The organism is Pseudomonas sp. H3_E07, from assembly GCF_054668895.1.
The window spans coordinates 4,432,659-4,450,432 of record NZ_CP162795.1; the positions used below are offsets into that span (position 1 = coordinate 4,432,659).

Sequence of the window (17,774 nt, forward strand, 5' to 3'; positions counted from 1 at the left end):
CAGTATTTTGGCTGCAAGGCGTGCGGTGATTTGTTTGAAGCGTCCAGCCGGAATGCTGAATAAAAAAAACGGGCACGACATCCGACGTCGCACCCGCTGAAGAAACCGCTTTAACTCCCGGTTTTATCTCAAACTGCGCTAGCCGCCACGCTCTCTGGTCGGCGCGACAGCAAACTCACCACCACAAAACTTACCAACCCCACCGCCAGGCTGTAGTAGATCGGCGTGTTTGCATCCAGCCCATCCTTGATCATGAACACCAGCGCAGTGACAAAGCCCAGCGTCATGGAGGTAATCGCGCCGGATGTGGTTGCGCGTTTCCAGAAAATCGCCCCGATCAACGGGATCAACATGCCGCCCACCAACAGGTTGTAAGCCAAGGTCAGGGCACTGATCACATCGTTCACCACCAGTGCGATACCCAGCACGGCAATACCGGTCAGCAGGGTGAACAGGCGGTTGACGCCCAGGCTCGACTGTTTGCCGCCCCGCAGGCGCGGCAGCAGGTCTTCGGTCAGTACGGTGGAGGCGGCGAGCAGGCCGGCGCTGGCGGTGGACATCATCGCGGCCAGTGCTGCGGCAATCACCAGGCCACGGATCCCGTCCGGCAGCGACATTTTGACGATGGCGGCAAAGGCGTTGTTGACGTTGTCCAAGTCCGGGATCAGTACATGCGCCGCCATACCGATCAGTGCACAGGCCAGGCCGTAGAGGATGCAGTAGAAGCCGGCGAAAGTGCCTGCGTACTTGGCGACTTTTTCGTCACGGGCGGTGAACACCCGTTGCCAGATGTCCTGTCCGATCAGGATGCCGAAGAAGTAGATCATGAAGTAGGTGATGATCGTGTCCCAGCCGATGGCGGTGAAGCTGAAGCTCGACGCTGGCAGCTTGGCAACCAGTTCGTCCCAGCCGCCGACGCGGTACAGGCAGATTGGCAGCAGGATGAACATCAGGCCGACGGTCTTGATCACGAATTGCACGATGTCGGTGAGGGTCAGCGACCACATGCCGCCGATGGTCGAGTACACCACCACCACGCCGCCGCCGAGCAGTACCGAGATCCAGAATGGCAGGCCGAACAGCACTTGCAGCACGGTGCCGATGGCCAGGATCGAGGTCACGCCAATCATCAGGGCGTAGGCCAGCATGATCACGGCGCTGGCCTGGCGGGCCATGGGGTTGTAGCGTTTTTCCAGCACCTGGGTCACGGTGAAGATCTTCAACTGCAACAGCGGCTTGGCCAAAAACAGGTTCAGCGCAATGATGCCCGCGCCCAGCGCGGCACACAGCCAGAAACCGGAGATGCCATGTACATAGCCCAGGCGCACGGTGCCGACGGTGGATGCACCGCCCAATACCGTGGCGGCCATGGTGCCCATGTACAGCGACGGGCCCAGGTTGCGACCGGCCACCAGGTAGTCTTCATGGGTCTTGGCACGGCGCATGCCGTAGTAGCCGAGCACGAGCATGCCAGCGGCGTAGATGAGTACGACGAATAAATCCAAAGCCATGACGGCGGTTCTCCGATTATCTTTTTTATGAGGGTCAGGCGGCCTGTTGCAGCGCCGGTTTAACGCGCGCATCCGTGCGCTTGCTGCGGGAGTCGGTCGGCCCGTAGACAGCCGCCGGTTCCGGGAACACGCGAAGCAAGGTCAGGTACATCAGCGAGGCCAGTCCCAACGTCACCGGCAGGCTTATATCGATGCCTTCGGCGAGGTTGCCCAATGGCCCGACAAACTGCCCCGGCAGGTTGACGAAGCACAGCCCCACCAGCGCACTCGGAATCCACGCCCCCAGCCCGCGCCAGTTCCAGCCGTGGCTGAACCAGTAGCGCCCGCCGGTTTCACCCCGGGTGAACACTTGCAGGTCATCCGGGCAATAGAAGCCGCGACGCACGATCAGGCCGATGATCATCATCACCATCCACGGCGTGGTGCAGGTGATGATCAGTACGGCGAAGGTCGACACGCTTTGCACCAGGTTGGCGGCGAAACGGCCGATAAAAATGAAGGCAATCGACATCACCCCGATCAGCAACGTGGCCTTGACCCGCGACAGCAGGCGCGGAAACACGCTGGACATGTCCAACCCGGTGCCATACAGCGACGTAGTCCCGGTGGACATGCCGCCGATCACTGCGATCAGGCACACCGGCAGGAAGAACCAGCTCGGCGCCACCGCCAGCAAACCGCCGACATAGTTGTTGGCCGCGATGTAGTCCGGTGCCTTGATTGCCACGATGGTCGCGGTGGCCAGGCCGAACAGGAACGGGATCAAGGTCGCGATTTGCGCCAGAACCACTGCCAGCATGATGCGTATTTTTGGCGTTTCACGCGGGATGTAGCGCGACCAGTCGCCGAGGAACGCACCGAAGGAAATCGGGTTGCTCATGGCCACCAGCGCCGCGCCGATGAAGGCGGCCCAGAAGCCGGTCTGGCCCAGCGCGACAGTGCCGGCGAAGTGGCTGTCGAACGCGGGGGCAAACGCGAAGATCCCCAGCAGGAACAGCAGGCTCGCCGCCCACACTGCAATGCGATTGACCCACAGCATGAAGCGAAAGCCGTAGATGCACACGGTCAGCACCAGGATCGCAAACACGCCGTAAGCCAGGCCCAAGGTCAGGTCAGTTTCCGGCAAGCCGATCAGACGTTTCGCACCGCCCACCAGAGCATCACCTGAACTCCACACTGACAGTGAGAAGAAGGCGATCGCCGTCAGCAGCGAGAGAAATGAACCGACAATCCGCCCGTGAACACCAAAGTGCGCACCGGAAGACACGGCGTTGTTGGTGCCATTGATCGGCCCGAACAGGCCCATGGGCGCCAGGATCAGCGCACCCACCAGTACGCCCAGCACAATCGCCCAGACGCCGGCCTGGAATGACAGGCCGAACAGCACGGGGAAGGAACCCAGCACGGCGGTGGCAAAGGTATTGGCGCCGCCGAAGATCAGTCGGAACAGATCCTTGGGGCCGGCGGTACGTTCGTGGTCCGGGATCTGCTCGACCCCATTGGTTTCTATCTTGCGAATACTTTTATGGTTGTTTTTATTATTCATGATCTGCTCCGATCACATTGGCTAAGGGGGCGGCAGCCCTTCCGGCATAGCGGACAAATGTTCGTGACAGGCCAGCCACAGGCCTTGTTTTTGTTCTGTGCGGGATCCTTGCCGTTTGAAGACAATGGTCTCGCGTTCCTGGCTAAAAAATTGCTCCCCGTTCATGCGCAGCTCAGTGGCCACGTCATGCATGAAAATCGCCACGTCGCCCTCCAGGCTGACAACGGCGTTGCTCGAGGCGCAGGACAGCACCTCGAATCCCTCGTCCCGACGCCATTGATCCCACAACGCCTGGTAGGCATCGCGACTGAGCAGCGGCTGGGGCAGGGTGTAGAACACGAAGCTGGCATCCGCCGTGAACGCGCCGAAGTAGGCGGTGCGGTCATTGCGGGCGAAGGCCGCCACCAGGTCGGCAGCGGCTTGCAGCACTTCGTGGGTGCTCATCAGCGATGCGCCACACCCGGCAGCACGCAGAGCATCTCGTACAGCAGGTTGGCGCCCAGCAGCGAAGTGTTGCCGGTGGTGTCATAGGGCGGGGAAACCTCTACCAGATCGCAACCAATCAGGTCGAGTCCCTGGCAGCCACGGATGATTTCAATGGCCTGGATGGTGGTCAGCCCACCGATTTCCGGGGTGCCGGTGCCCGGAGCCCAGGCCGGGTCGATGCCGTCGATGTCAAAGCTCAGGTACACCGGGCCGCCGCCGACTTTTTCCCGGACTTCGGCCATCAATGGCGCGAGGGAGTGGTGCCAGCATTCTTCGGCCTGGACCACGCGGAAGCCCTGTTTGCGGCTCCAGTTGAAGTCTTCGGCGGTGTAGCCCTGGGCGCGAAGGCCGATCTGCACCACACGATCGCAATCGAGCAAACCTTCTTCTACCGCGCGGCGGAACGTGGTGCCGTGGGCGATTTTCTCGCCGAACATATGGTCGTTGACGTCGGCGTGGGCGTCGATGTGCACCAGCCCGACCTTGCCATGTTTCTTGTGGATCGCCCGCAGGATCGGCAGCGTGATGGTGTGGTCGCCGCCCAGCGTCAGCGGGATCACGTCATGTTCGAGGATCTCATCGTAGGCTTCTTCGATGATGCGCACGGCGTCGAGCAGGTTGAAGGTGTTGATCGCCACGTCGCCAATGTCGGCCACCGACAGCGAATCGAACGGTGCGGCACCGGTGGCCATGTTGTACGGACGGATCATCACGGATTCGGCGCGGATTTCACGCGGCCCGAAACGGGTGCCAGCGCGCAGCGAGGTGCCGATGTCCAGTGGCACGCCGATAAAGGCGGCGTCCAGGCCCTTGGCCGTTTGCAGGTGGGGAAGACGCATCATGGTGGCGATGCCGGCGAAGCGCGGCATTTCGTTGCCGCCCAGTGGTTGGTGAAAAATCTTGTCCACAGGAGTGCCTCATCGTTGTTTTGTTTGTTAGGGGCCGATTCTGCGAAATGTGTCGATACGAAAGAATCGGCAGGGGCAAATACTTAGTTCAGGTTTTTCTAAACTAATGCAGGCAGGTAGACTGCAGGCATCCACACCTGGAGCCGACCATGGCCAGCGCCTTGCCCGACCTGAAACTCCTGCGCATCTTCGTCAGCGTTGTGCGGCACCAGGGGTTCGCCAATGCCCAGCACGAACTCAATCTGTCCACCTCGGCCATCAGCACGTACATGAGCCAGCTGGAATCGGCGTTGGGCTTGGTGCTGTGCCATCGTGGGCGGGGCGGGTTCAGCCTCACCAGCAAGGGGGAGTTGTTCCATCAGGAAACCCTGCGCTTATTGGGCGAGCTTGAAGGCTTCGAGCAATACGCCGCCGCGCTCAAAGGCGAGCTGCGCGGTACCCTCAAACTGGGCGTGCTTGATTCCACCGTCAGCGACAAGGCCTTGCCGTTCGCCGAAGTGATCGGCGCCTACAGCCTGGAACACCCGGCGGTACACCTGCATCTGTCGGTGATGAGCCCCTACGAACTGCAACTCGGTGTGCAGGACAATCGCCTGGACCTGGCCATCGGTGCCTTTTCCAACCGGATGAGCGGGCTGATCTACATGCCGCTGTACCGCGAACAACACTGGCTGTATTGCAGCACCCGGCACCCGCTGTTCAACGAGCGACGCATCCCCGAACAAGTGATCACCCAGCAACGCATGGTCGGTCGCGGCTACTGGAGCCAGGCTGAACTGGCGCGCCACGGCTTCAAACACAGCGCCGCCACCGTGGAAAGTATGGAGGCACAACTGATCCTCGTGCTGTCCGGTGCCTATATCGGTTACTTGCCGGAACACTACGCCCAGGCCTGGGCCGACAAGGGCGACCTGCGCGTATTGCTGCCGGCGACCTTTGGCTATCAGGCACCGTTCTCGATGATCATGCGGCGTGGCCGCAGCCGTGAGCCGCTGATCCAGACCTTTCGCGACTTGCTCAAGACTCAGCTCAACCAGGCCTGATAAAACCATGTCCAGACCCCAATGTTCACGTTGCCTCAGGCCTGCCACCCACTGCCTGTGCGCGCTGATCCCCAGCCTCGACAGCCGCACCCGTGTGTTGCTGTTGCAGCACCCGAGCGAGGTCAACCATGCGTTGAATACTGCACGGTTGGCGGCGTTGGGGTTGAGCAATGCGCAATTGGTGGTGGGGGAGATATTTGAGGATCTACCGACCCTGTTGAACCCTCCCGGTTATCAGGCGCGACTGTTGTTTCCGGCTGAGGATGCCCAACCACTGCAGGCCTACGCGCCCGGCAGTCAGCCATTGCTACTGGTGGTCCCCGATGGCACGTGGCGCAAGGCGCGCAAACTGCTGCACCTCAACCCCTTGCTGGCGGCATTACCCCGAGTGGCATTGGCCGAAGGCGCCGCGTCCCGCTATCGATTGCGCAAGGCGCCCGGACCGGGTGCGCTGTCGACAGTGGAAGCGATTGTGCAGGCGTTACAGGTATTGGAAGCCCCCACCTCGTTCGAACCGTTACTGCAACCCTTCAACGCGTTGATCGATGGGCAAATTGCGGCCATGGGGCAGGCCGTGTACCAGAAGAACCACACATGAGCCTGCGTATTACATAGCTATCCAACGCGCGCGCGGCAACTGAGTAGGCTGGTCATTTTTCAAGGATAGAAAAATGGCTGAGCCTGTTGCCCATACACCCTCATTGGCTGCCTTCATGGCCGAACAAACGGCTTCGGGACCGTTTCTGACCAGGAACGAATGGTCTTCACTGCAAGCCCTGGACGCTGTGCGAAGCAAATTCGACGGGTTTCTTGACGGGCTCGACGATGAAGAAAAACGTGAATATGTACGCCTGCAAAAGGCTTGGGTTCAGGCCCGAAAAGCCGTTGAAGACGGTGTCCCCCGGCTTATCGAGCGTTTTGAACAGCAGTCCCTGGCGTCCCTGCGCGATGCTTTAAAAACACTGACGGGTTCAGACGTAGACCCGAAAACCGCAAGGATTTACACCCGCTACCTGGCGCCTGCTCGCCGCGTTCGTCGTGAGGCCCAGGGTGATCAGGTGAAGGTTGCCAGCCTGACCTTATGGGAAGCGGCATGCATGAATTACGACGGCGTGACCGGCTGGAGTTTTCCTGGGAATACGGGGATAGCGGACGCCAGCTATATGGACTCGTCCATCAATGCCAGTGCGGCAGCATTCATTGCCTTGGTACGCAAGCTCAATATTGGCGAGACACTCAGAACGTCTCTTGCCCAGGCATTGCGCGCGTCCTCCTCCCTGGGCGATGCAATCATGAGGCAGGCAAGCGCCGAATTTGAGTTCGCGTTGATCAATGCCCTCAAGGACCGCGCGACCAGCCGCGTGGACAAAGCCAAATACCACCAGTTGAAGCGTGCGCTCGTCGGTGAAGTGCGTTGGGGCCAGATTGAAGAAATGCATCTGTTTATCCCCCACGGTATCGACAACATCAGCTGGGTCCCTCAACACATTGGCTTGACGGGCCAGTATGTAGGGTCACCGCCTGGAGACAGTGTGAAGATTCCTCATATCGTCTTTTCAGTGAGCGGCTGCAAAGGTGCCTTCAGCTATTTCCCCCATCGACCGTCGGGGGCCCTGCTTCACTACGACAGCCACCGGGAAGCATGCACGGAGTTTTACATGGCCTTTCAGGCCTCCTATGGCAACGGTGACGTGTCGTGGCTGTACCCGTTGATGACCTTGCGTGACAGTGTCCGGCTCAAGCAGATAGCGACATCTCAGCCTCGCCCCGAGCAGCTTTCCCCGCAGGCCGAAGTGCTTTATGACCTCGTTGAGTGGTTGCCGAAGACCACGCTTGTGAAGCGCGTCGGATACGTCCGACAGTCGGTCGAAAAGACCCCAATGGTCTGCTTGCATGATTTTTACACCGCACGTTGTCGCACCAACCTGCAGGAACTGGCAGCCGAAACACCCGGCTGGATGGTGACGATCAGCCGTGTTTTTCAAACGGTGCTCGGCGAGACGCTTGATCTGTTGCTGATTCCGGCGCCGGGCCCACTCAAAGGCCTGGGACGGCTCAGGGCCGTTGCGATGTTTGCCGTCCTCACGCAGTCCTTGATCGAGGGGGGAGCCATGGCAGTGCAGGGTGACTCGGTTGAGTTGCTCCAAACCTTGGTCGACCTGGCTGATTTGCTGATCAGCAGCCGCTTGCATACTCGCCTGGCACGCAGCGTGATGCGTCGCCACCAAGCGCTGTACCGCCAGTTGTCCCCACCAGGCAGCGTTGCCGGTGAGCGGGTCGATACCGCGCTGTTGGAGAGAATGCTCGGCGCCTCGCAGGCGCCGGTCAAGTCGTTGAACGCAGTGCTTGAGGCGAGCAATACGCCTCGACAACTCCTCGACAAGGTCTGGGAGGGCGAGCGACCGTCGGCTTCCCTGGTGGAGGCTTCGCAGCGCTTTAATGTCGATCGTCTGATCGATTGGGCGTCAAGCCCGTCGCCACCCAGTCATCCACCGCCGACTCAGGCGTTCGAAGTGCTGGGGCCGTTGGTCACTCAATTGGCGCAATGGCCGGTTGATACTGCCTTGAGCGTCGAGAACCCGCAGGGCCTGGAGTTGCGACGTTACACGCAGCAGGCGGGCCGTCCCGCTTCTCGGGTGGTCACGGTGACCCGTCAGGAGAACTTCCAATTCGCCTACTCATCCCCGCGTCGTTTTACTGCGAATTTTCTCCAGGCTGTGGTGGACTTGTTGCCTGCCGTGTTTTCGGCCGGAGAACCGCCGTTGCGCCAGCAGTTGGCGCTGCGGGCCCGCACCGTGAGGCTTGAGCTGTTCGAGGCACTTACACGCTTTGCCCAGGCCGATCGCGCAACGGCCTCTGGCGCGCCGACGGCGATCAAGAACCTGTTGCCTGAGCGCGTGGGGTCTGATCAGCCCGAACCCGCGGTCATCAGTACCCTACGGGCGTTGCACCCCGAAGTCAGTCTGCCCCGCTTGTTGGAGGTGCTGGATCAGCAGCCTCTTTCTTCCCACCAGCAGACCCAACTGTTGGCGTCAAAACTGCAACCCGAGGCGCTCTATACCGCCTTGCGCAGTGCACGGCGGGCAGCCCGCCGAGAGGCGATGATCGACGGGATTTTCCATGGGCGCCGGTACGACGCGCAGACCCTGCGCTGGGCAGGCGAATTTGCCGGCGCAGTATTAAAAAGCGTCACTGGCCAAGCCTTGGTCATCAGTCGCGCCGATCAGCCGGTGCACTATATGTCGAAAGGTGCCAAAGACCGGACTGTGGTGGTGCTGGACCATGGCCGGGGGCGCTTTGCGCCGTTTGATCATCGCACCTCCCTTGCGGGCGCGAGGCTCGGTACTCCCGACGGTTTTTACCAGGCCATCCTGAACCAGTTAACCCATAACGAACGCGTCCGGCTCGGGCTTGAAGGCCCCCAGGCGGTCACCGATTTCCGTCACCGGATTGCCCGCGCCATGCTCGACCATCGTACGGTCGAGGGGCAGTTTTACCCTCACCAGCGCGACATCGCGCAGTATTCCAGTGCTGCGGATACCATGGGCCTGACCCCTGACGCACTCGGTCTCTTTCGCCAGGGCGCGGACTGCTTTCTGTATATGGACGGCTTGTGTTTCAACGTCTCCCAGGCTGGCCCGACCCTGCCATGGCGCATTCCACACCCCACATTGCACGATGCTTACGCCCCGGTGTTGACGCATAACGGCGCAGGTGCCTGGCGCCATGAATGGGAAACGCCGCTGACCTGGGATGGCCACAAACCGTTTTATCGCCTCGGGCCCGCCGTTGGAGCATGGTCGCCGGATGCCATCAACCAGATTCAACAGGTCAGCGGCGTGACCCCGGCGATGCTGCGTCGCGTGCACCTGCGTAACGAGCGCCCACCTGCGATCTTGATGGAGACCATCGAACGATTCACGTTGCATCGACGGGTCAAGGCGGGCGTGGAGACGGGGTGGGATTTTTTTGACGAGTTACTGGGTGAAATAGGGCCTGAAAGCGCCGATGTGTTGGTGGGCAGTGCGGGCTTGAGCCGCGTTGATCAGGTCAGGCGGCTCGAAACCTTTGTTGCGCAGGACAAGCCAGGTATGGCGCGGCTTTTTTTCAAGGCGTTGCTTCATAAAAGCGCGTTGTCTTCGGAGCCCCTGGCACAGGTGCTGCAGCGTGATTTTCCCAGTTTGACAGCGCAAATCGCCGAAGACCTGGTGCGCAATCTCACCCCGGTTGAGCGTCGAAGCCTGGAGGCCGGCCGTGTCCCGTTGACCAAAACCAAAGCCATCCGCTGGTGGATAGAGTACCTGCGCAAGACCAGGGCGATGGAGGGGGTGCACCTGGGAGGTGCGGCAAGTGCGGACAGCTCAAAGCTGATCCTTCATACCGTCGCCGAGATGGACGGCTGGTCTGTTCAAACACGGGTTGAAGTACGTGAGCGCGGGCGGCTCATTGACCGTGTCGGCCCTGCTGAAGGGCGGCCAAAGCGGGTGCTGGAGGCGCTTGATGGCCGCTATCAGGCCTTTGCTCCCCAATCGAACGGCACGTTGCAACCGCTCGGAAACCCGGGCGATTTTCTCACGGTCTTACTCGACGCGTTGCCTCCCCCTGAGCGCCAGGCCGTTGGATATACCCATGCGGGGGGCGTTGAAGAGTTGACCCAGGAGATCGGTTATCGCTTGGAGCGTCACTGGGAGTTTGCCGAAACCCTGCTCGAAATAGGGCGTCGCCCTTGGTACAACCCGCCGCGTCGCGTGGCGGATGGGCGGATTGGTTATCCGTTGAGTGGCGGCAATGAGCTGGGGGCAGTGGACCGTGACCAAGTCGCACGGTTGCGGCAGTTATTTCCGACGAAAACCGATGAACAGGCGTTTGAGATCCTTGAGAATCTGAGTGACTCCGTTCAGGAGCGTGAGGACGCGATCAACACCCTGTTCCGAGAACGCGACGCCTTGAATGACAGCCTTGAACGCTGGTGCTTGCTGGGGAAACCCGAGCAACTCAAGGCACAAGTCGAGGCCTCCGCGCGAATTCGACGTTGCTGGAGCAAAGAGGACTCCCCGCGCGGGGTGATGTTTGAGCTCTATCTGGATGACCTGGCCCTGGAAGACTTGCCACAGGTGACGGCGCATTTCGGTCATGTCATGCAACTGAGCCTGCGGAACAATCAGTTACAAGCGCTGCCGATGAAGTTCCTCGGGCGCTTCCCGGCGCTGCGGACGCTGTTTCTCGACGGCAACCGCTTGGACCATGTGCCTCAGGGCTTGTCTGCGCTTCAACACTTGAAACAACTCAGCCTGGCGAACAATCGCATTCAGCCTGAATCAGCGGATATCAGACGGTTGCAGGGCCTGACGCGCTTGACCAAGTTGAATCTGTCCAACAATCCCCTGGGCAGAGGGAAGCGCTTGAACGTGTATGCGCTGACTGCGCTGGAGGTCCTCAAGCTCAGGAATACTCAACTCGATCTTTTGCCTCTGTGGGTGGTGATGCTGCCAAGACTTCGCACGTTGGATCTGCGAGACAATCGTTTCAAGGTGTTGACCCACTCTGATCTTCACCTCAATGAAACCGTGTACCGCGCCATGAACCTTCACGGTAACGCGCTTTCCCAGGCGACCTTGCGGCTGCTCAGCCAATACCGGAGACGGCCGGGTTATCAAACGATCGATTTTGGCCTGTGGCACGACGGGGCATTTCCGTTGCCCTCGGTTGAACGCTGGCTATTGCCGGTGCCGCTGAATGAAGTGCCACAACGGCGGGCTGAATGGGCGCTGTTGGCCGGAGCGCAAATGGCGGACGGTTTCTTTAACCTGCTGTGGAACGTGTCTTCCTATCCGCCGTTGATTGCCCCGGAGCATCACGCCTTGCGCCAGGACATTACGCGGCGCGTCTGGCAGTTGATTGACGGGGCCAATCACAACGGGCGCCTGCAACAAATCCTTTTCCAGACACCTTTGCGGTACATGAGCGGGGGGATCGACGGGTGGCTGTTGTGCCTCAATGAGATCGAACTGGCTATGTTGCCGGTACAGATGCTCGCCGGAAACGTGGATGCCGCAGGCCCGGATTTTGTGAATTATTACCGAGCCCTTCGCCGGCTGGGCGCCATCGACCACCACCTGTTGAGGGCGTTTCCGCAGCAGTCTGCGCAGGAAGCCTGCGTGCGTTTCCTGGCCTATCGAATCGCATTGGCGTCGAGTCTGGACTTGCCTCTTGCATTGCCGGGTCGGTTCGACGCCGCCACTGCGGTGCCGGATGCGCCTTCGGTGATCCGAATACTCCAACGGATCAAAAATGAGGAGTTGAATCTGAATTGGCCCAGTCGGCTTGAAAACGAGGAGTACTGGGTCGAGTTCCTGGAGCGCAAGTACCCGCAACGATTTGAGGCTGCGCTGGCGCACTACCAGCGTGAGCTGGAACGGGCCACCGACAAAGTCACGAATGGCGACATAAACGAGGGAGCCTACAAACACGCGCTCGAAAGCCTTGCTGTACAGATGCGCCAAGCCAAGGCCGATCTGGTCCGCGTGTTGACCCTTCAGGAGTGGACGGAATTTGTAATTGCCTGAGCCAATACTTATGCCTTTAAGGAATAGGCACCACACTTTGCGTGATATGGCCCGCCGGCCTTTCCCGGTATGATGTTCGCCCCCGCAGTCTGGATTGCGAATACGCCATGACCTTGCAGTACCCTACAATCGCCGATTGCGTCGGCAACACGCCCCTGGTCCGCTTGCAACGCATGGCGGGAGACACCAGCAACACCCTGCTGCTCAAGCTCGAAGGGAACAACCCGGCCGGTTCAGTGAAGGACCGCCCGGCGCTGTCGATGATCACCCGTGCGGAGCTGCGCGGGCAGATCAAACCCGGCGACACCTTGATCGAAGCCACCTCGGGTAACACCGGCATCGCCCTGGCCATGGCCGCCGCGATCAAGGGTTACAAGATGATCCTGATCATGCCCGACAACGGCAGCGCCGAACGCAAAGCGGCGATGACCGCCTACGGTGCCCAACTGATCCTGGTCACCCAGGAAGACGGCATGGAAGGTGCGCGCGATCTGGCTGAACGCATGGCTGCCGAAGGCCGCGGCCTGGTGCTGGACCAGTTCGCCAACGGTGACAACCCCGAGGCGCACTACACCAGCACCGGCCCGGAAATTTGGCGCCAGACCCAGGGCACCATCACTCATTTCGTCAGCTCCATGGGCACCACCGGCACCATCATGGGCAACTCGCGCTACCTCAAGGAGCAGAACCCGGCCATCCAGATCGTCGGCCTGCAACCGATGGAAGGCTCGGCCATCCCAGGTATCCGTCGTTGGCCCGAAGAGTATCTGCCGAAGATCTACAACTCGAGCCGCGTCGACCGCATCATTGATATGGCGCAGCGCGAGGCCGAAGACACCACCCGCCGCCTGGCCCGTGAAGAAGGCATCTTCTGCGGCGTGTCTTCCGGTGGCGCGGTGGCGGGTATGTTGCGCTTGTCCAAAGAGGTGGAAAACGCGGTGATCGTCGCGATCATCTGTGACCGAGGCGACCGTTACCTGTCGACCGGCATCTTCGACGAACCTAACTGATGGCCAAGCACGAGAGAGGCCTGCGCTTCCAACCGACGGGCGGCAGCCGCGCTCCGCAGATCCCTGTGGGCAAGAAACAGCGCCTGACCATCGAGCGCCTGGCCAACGACGGCCGAGGCATCGTGTTCTTTGAAGGTCGCACCTGGTTCGTGAACGGCGCGCTGGCGGGCGAAGAAGTCGAAGCACGGGTGCTGGGCACCCATGGCAAGATCGTCGAGGCGCGCACCGAGCGGGTGTTCAGTGCCAGCGAATTACGCCGTCCGGCACCGTGCGCGCATTTCGGGCGCTGCGGCGGTTGCAGCGTGCAGCACTTGCCCCACGGCGAACAACTTGCCCTGAAACAGCGCATGCTTGCCGAGCAACTGTCCCGCGTGGCGGGTGTCGAACCGCAGGAGTGGGCCGCGCCGTTGAGCGGGCCGGAATTCGGTTACCGTCGCCGCGCCCGCGTGGCCGTGCGCTGGGACGCCAAGACGAAACAGCTGGAAGTGGGTTTCCGCGCGGTGGCTAGTCAGGACATCGTCGCCATCGACGAATGCCCGGTGCTGGTACAGGCCTTGCAGCCGATCATGCAGCGCCTGCCCAACATGCTGCGTCGCTTGAGCAAACCTCAGGCGCTGGGGCATGTGGAGTTGTTCAGTGGTACGTCCGTCGCCGTGTTGCTGCGCCATATGGCGCAGCTGTCGGAAGCGGACCTGCAGGTGCTGAAAGAATTCTGCGCCTTCCATGAAGCCCAATTGTGGCTGCATGGCGAGGGCCAGCCGGAACCGGTTGAGGCCGATTCGGTGCTCGGGTTTCGCCTGAGTCACTGGGATCTGGAGCTGGCTTACCGGCCCGGAGATTTTGTCCAGGTCAATGCCGGGGTCAATGAAGCGATGGTTGCCCAGGCCTTGGAATGGCTGGCGCCACAACCCGATGAACGGGTGCTGGACCTGTTTTGCGGCCTGGGCAACTTCGCCCTGCCACTGGCGCGCCAGGTGCGTGAAGTGGTGGCGGTGGAGGGGGTGCAGACCATGGTGGAGCGGGCGGCCGTCAACGCCGTCAGCAACGATTTGCATAATGTGCAGTTTTTTCAGGCTGATTTGTCCCAGCCTTTGACTGACGCGGAATGGGCCAAACAAGGCTTTTCTGCGGTACTCTTGGACCCACCCCGTGATGGTGCCCTGGAGGTTGTGCGCAAGCTCGCGACCCTGGGAGCCAAGCGTCTGGTGTATGTGTCCTGCAATCCGGCCACGCTGGCGCGGGACACGGTTGAGTTGGTCAAGCAAGGCTACCGGCTAAAACGTGCCGGGATCCTCGACATGTTTCCGCAAACCGCGCATGTCGAGGCCATGGCGTTATTTGAAGCGGGCTAGGATGCCCGTTTAATCCGACCGGCCTGTCGTCTCCAGGGCCTGTGATCTGCCAGGGAGCAGTAGAAGGTCGGCGATGAATTCTGGCGCATCGAAGGTGCGTCGTAGGGAAGGTAAGCAAGATGGTACAGGTGAGAGCACACCAGCCGATCAACACCGACGGCAGTATCAATCTCGAGGCATGGCTGGATCATGCCATCAGTGTCGACCCGGCACTGGACCGTGAAGCCTTGAAAGCAGCCTGCGAGTTCGCTCGCGAGTCTGAGCAGCAAGACAATGCTTCCAAGAACCTCTGGGCCGAAGGCACTTCAAGCTTTCGCACCGGGTTGGAAATCGCCGAGATCCTCGCCGATCTCAAGCTGGACCAGGATTCACTGATCGCCGCCGTGCTGTATCGCGGCGTGCGGGAAGGGCATATTCAGTTGGCGACCGTGGGCCAGCGTTTCGGCTCCGTGGTGGCCAAGCTGATCGACGGCGTGCTGCGCATGGCTGCGATCAGCGCCAGCCTCAGCCCGCGTCAGTCCATGGTGCTGGGCACTCAGGGCCAGGTCGAGAACCTGCGCAAGATGCTGGTGGCGATGGTCGACGACGTCCGCGTCGCCCTGATCAAGCTGGCTGAGCGTACCTGCGCAATCCGTGCGGTGAAAACCGCCGACGACGAGAAGCGCAACCGCGTTGCCCGCGAAGTCTTCGACATCTATGCACCGCTGGCGCATCGTCTGGGTATCGGCCATATCAAGTGGGAGCTGGAGGACTTGTCCTTCCGCTACCTTGAACCCGATCAATACAAGCAGATCGCCACGCTGCTGCACGAACGGCGGCTCGACCGTGAGCGCTTCATCACCGACGTGATGAACCAGTTGCGCTCCGAGCTGCAGGCCACCGGTGTCGAAGCCGACATCAGCGGCCGTGCCAAGCACATCTATTCCATCTGGCGCAAAATGCAGCGCAAGGGCCTGGCGTTCAGCCAGATCTACGATGTGCGCGCCGTGCGCGTGCTGGTGCCGGAAATGCGCGACTGCTACACCGCGCTGGGTATCGTCCACACCTTGTGGCGGCATATTCCCAAGGAGTTTGACGACTACATCGCCAACCCCAAGGAAAACGGCTATCGCTCGCTGCACACCGCGGTGATCGGCCCCGAGGGCAAGGTGCTGGAAGTGCAGATCCGCACCCACGCCATGCACGAAGAGGCGGAGTTGGGTGTGTGCGCGCACTGGCGCTACAAGGGCACCGACGTCAAGGCCGGGTCCAACCAGTACGAGGAGAAAATCTCCTGGCTGCGTCAAGTGCTGGAATGGCACGAAGAACTGGGCGACATTGGTGGCCTGGCCGAACAGCTGCGCGTGGATATCGAGCCTGATCGGGTCTACATCTTCACCCCTGACGGCCATGCCATCGACTTACCGAAGGGCGCGACGCCGCTGGACTTCGCCTACCGCGTTCACACCGAGATCGGTCACAACTGCCGGGGTGCCAAGATCAACGGGCGCATCGTGCCGCTCAACTACAGCCTGCAGACCGGTGAACAGGTCGAAATCATTACCAGCAAGCACGGTACGCCGAGCCGCGACTGGCTGAACCCGAACCTGGGCTACATCACCACGTCGCGGGCGCGGGCGAAGATCGTCCACTGGTTCAAATTGCAGGCGCGCGACCAGAACGTCGCCGCCGGCAAAACCTTGCTTGAACGCGAATTGGGGCGTCTCGGCCTGCCTCAGGTGGACTTCGACAAGTTGGCCGAGAAAGCCAACATGAAGATCGCCGAAGACATGTTCGCCGCCCTCGGCGCTGGCGATTTGCGCCTGGCGCAATTGGTCAACCTGGCCCAGCAACTGGTCGAGCCGGAACGTGGCAGCGAACAGTTGGAACTGATTCCACGCAAGGCCACCGGCTACAAGCCTGGCAAGCGCGGCGATATCCAGATCCAGGGCGTGGGCAACCTGATGACGCAAATCGCCGGCTGCTGCCAGCCGCTGCCGGGCGACGCCATTGTCGGTTACATCACCCAGGGCCGCGGCGTGAGCATTCACCGCCAGGACTGCGCCTCGGTGCTGCAATTGGGCGGGCGTGAACCGGAGCGGATCATCCAGGTGAGCTGGGGCCCGGTGCCGGTGCTCACCTACCCGGTGGATATCATCATTCGCGCCTATGACCGTTCCGGTTTGCTGCGGGATGTGTCGCAAGTGCTGCTCAACGAGCGGATCAACGTGCTGGCGGTCAACACCCGCTCGAACAAAGAGGACAACACTGCGTTGATGTCCCTGACCATCGAGATTCCGGGGCTGGACGCGTTGGGACGGTTGCTGGGGCGGATCTCCCAGTTGCCGAACATCATCGAGACACGCCGCAACCGTACCCCATGAACATCTGGATGAACACAGTCTGAACGGTGGGAGGGGGCTTGCCCCCGAAAGCGGAGTGTCAGGTACCAGATTCTTGGTTGACGCACCGCAATCGGGGGCAAGCCCCTCCCACCGTTGATCGGCGGTGTTCATACCTGATCGGAAGTAGAATGATGTATTCACTGGATGACCTGCTGCACCTGATGAGCCGCCTGCGCGACCCGAAGTACGGGTGCCCGTGGGACATCAAGCAAACCTACGCCACCATCGTCCCGCACACGTTGGAAGAAGCCTACGAAGTCGCCGACGCCATCGAGCGCGGTGACTTCGATCACCTGCAAGGCGAGTTGGGCGACCTGTTGTTCCAAGTGGTGTATTACAGCCAACTGGCGCGGGAAGAAGGGCGCTTCGAATTTGCCGGGGTGATCGACAGCATTACGCGCAAGCTGATCCGTCGCCATCCCCATGTGTTTCCAACCGGTGATCTGTATGCACCGCTGGATATCCCGCAGTTGAGTGAAGAACAGGTGAAGGAGCGCTGGGAGCAGATCAAAGCCGAGGAACGGTCGGAAAAGTCCGACGCGCCGGAGCAGCTTTCCTTGCTGGACGATGTGCCCACGGCGCTGCCGTCCCTGTCCCGCGCCGCCAAATTACAGAAGCGTGCCAGCCAGGTCGGCTTCGATTGGCCCTGCGCCTTGCCGGTGGTGGACAACGTGCGCGAAGAACTGGATGAAGTGCTCGAAGCCATGGCCGACAACGATTCGGTGGCCATTGCCGATGAGGTCGGCGACCTGCTGTTCGCGGCAGTCAACCTGGCCCGTCATCTCAAGGTCGACCCGGAAACCGCGCTGCGTGGCGCCAATGCCAAGTTCGAACGTCGCTTCCGATTTATCGAACAGGCATTGCGCGATACGCACCAATCCATAGAAGATTGCACCCTCGAAACGATGGACGCCCTGTGGGGCGAAGCCAAACGTCAGGAAAAGAATGTGTCCAGCTGCGGTTGAGCA

At 60.8% G+C, this 17,774-nt stretch carries 11 protein-coding genes; 7 read left to right on the plus strand and 4 right to left on the minus strand.

Features of this window, described 5'->3' with window-relative positions:
• Window positions 1–128: 128 nt before the first annotated feature.
• The 4 genes from AB4O08_RS20390 to speB are packed head-to-tail and all read right to left on the minus strand — an operon-like array spanning window position 129 to window position 4,451.
• Window positions 129–1,511 (minus strand): sodium:solute symporter family protein, encoded by a 1,383-nt coding sequence (locus AB4O08_RS20390; RefSeq protein ID WP_252959281.1) that lies wholly within the window; start codon window positions 1,509–1,511, stop codon window positions 129–131.
• Between the two features lie 34 nt (window positions 1,512–1,545).
• Window positions 1,546–3,057 (minus strand): purine-cytosine permease family protein, encoded by a 1,512-nt coding sequence (locus AB4O08_RS20395; RefSeq protein ID WP_021490874.1) that lies wholly within the window; start codon window positions 3,055–3,057, stop codon window positions 1,546–1,548.
• A gap of 21 nt (window positions 3,058–3,078) precedes the next feature.
• Window positions 3,079–3,501, minus strand: a complete 423-nt coding sequence (locus tag AB4O08_RS20400; protein ID WP_460114312.1) for a YybH family protein — start codon at window positions 3,499–3,501, stop codon at window positions 3,079–3,081.
• Window positions 3,501–4,451: an agmatinase gene (gene speB / locus AB4O08_RS20405; protein ID WP_021490873.1), complete on the minus strand. Its 951-nt coding sequence runs from the start codon at window positions 4,449–4,451 to the stop codon at window positions 3,501–3,503. The genes AB4O08_RS20400 and speB overlap by 1 nt, the downstream gene beginning before the upstream one ends.
• Window positions 4,452–4,600: 149 nt before the next feature.
• On the opposite strand from speB, the gene AB4O08_RS20410 reads away from it, so the two are divergent.
• From AB4O08_RS20410 to mazG, 7 genes are all read left to right on the plus strand, one after another.
• Window positions 4,601–5,494 carry a LysR family transcriptional regulator gene (locus tag AB4O08_RS20410; protein WP_021490872.1) on the plus strand — a complete coding sequence of 298 codons (894 nt, stop codon included), beginning with the start codon at window positions 4,601–4,603 and terminating at the stop codon, window positions 5,492–5,494.
• 7 nt (window positions 5,495–5,501) lie between these two features.
• Window positions 5,502–6,092 (plus strand): tRNA-uridine aminocarboxypropyltransferase, encoded by a 591-nt coding sequence (locus AB4O08_RS20415; protein WP_021490871.1) that lies wholly within the window; start codon window positions 5,502–5,504, stop codon window positions 6,090–6,092.
• Between the two features lie 73 nt (window positions 6,093–6,165).
• Complete coding sequence (locus AB4O08_RS20420; protein WP_198831689.1) at window positions 6,166–12,060, plus strand: NEL-type E3 ubiquitin ligase domain-containing protein; 5,895 nt, start codon at window positions 6,166–6,168, stop codon at window positions 12,058–12,060.
• A gap of 107 nt (window positions 12,061–12,167) precedes the next feature.
• Window positions 12,168–13,070, plus strand: a complete 903-nt coding sequence (gene cysM / locus AB4O08_RS20425; protein WP_021490869.1) for a cysteine synthase CysM — start codon at window positions 12,168–12,170, stop codon at window positions 13,068–13,070.
• Complete coding sequence (rlmD, locus tag AB4O08_RS20430; protein WP_047540381.1) at window positions 13,070–14,422, plus strand: 23S rRNA (uracil(1939)-C(5))-methyltransferase RlmD; 1,353 nt, start codon at window positions 13,070–13,072, stop codon at window positions 14,420–14,422. The genes cysM and rlmD overlap by 1 nt, the downstream gene beginning before the upstream one ends.
• Window positions 14,423–14,541: 119 nt before the next feature.
• On the plus strand, window positions 14,542–16,785 hold the full coding sequence (relA, locus tag AB4O08_RS20435) for a GTP diphosphokinase (protein WP_021490867.1): 2,244 nt from the start codon (window positions 14,542–14,544) through the stop codon (window positions 16,783–16,785).
• Window positions 16,786–16,937: 152 nt separating this feature from the next.
• On the plus strand, window positions 16,938–17,771 hold the full coding sequence (mazG, locus tag AB4O08_RS20440; RefSeq protein WP_010208655.1) for a nucleoside triphosphate pyrophosphohydrolase: 834 nt from the start codon (window positions 16,938–16,940) through the stop codon (window positions 17,769–17,771).
• Window positions 17,772–17,774: the final 3 nt, after the last annotated feature.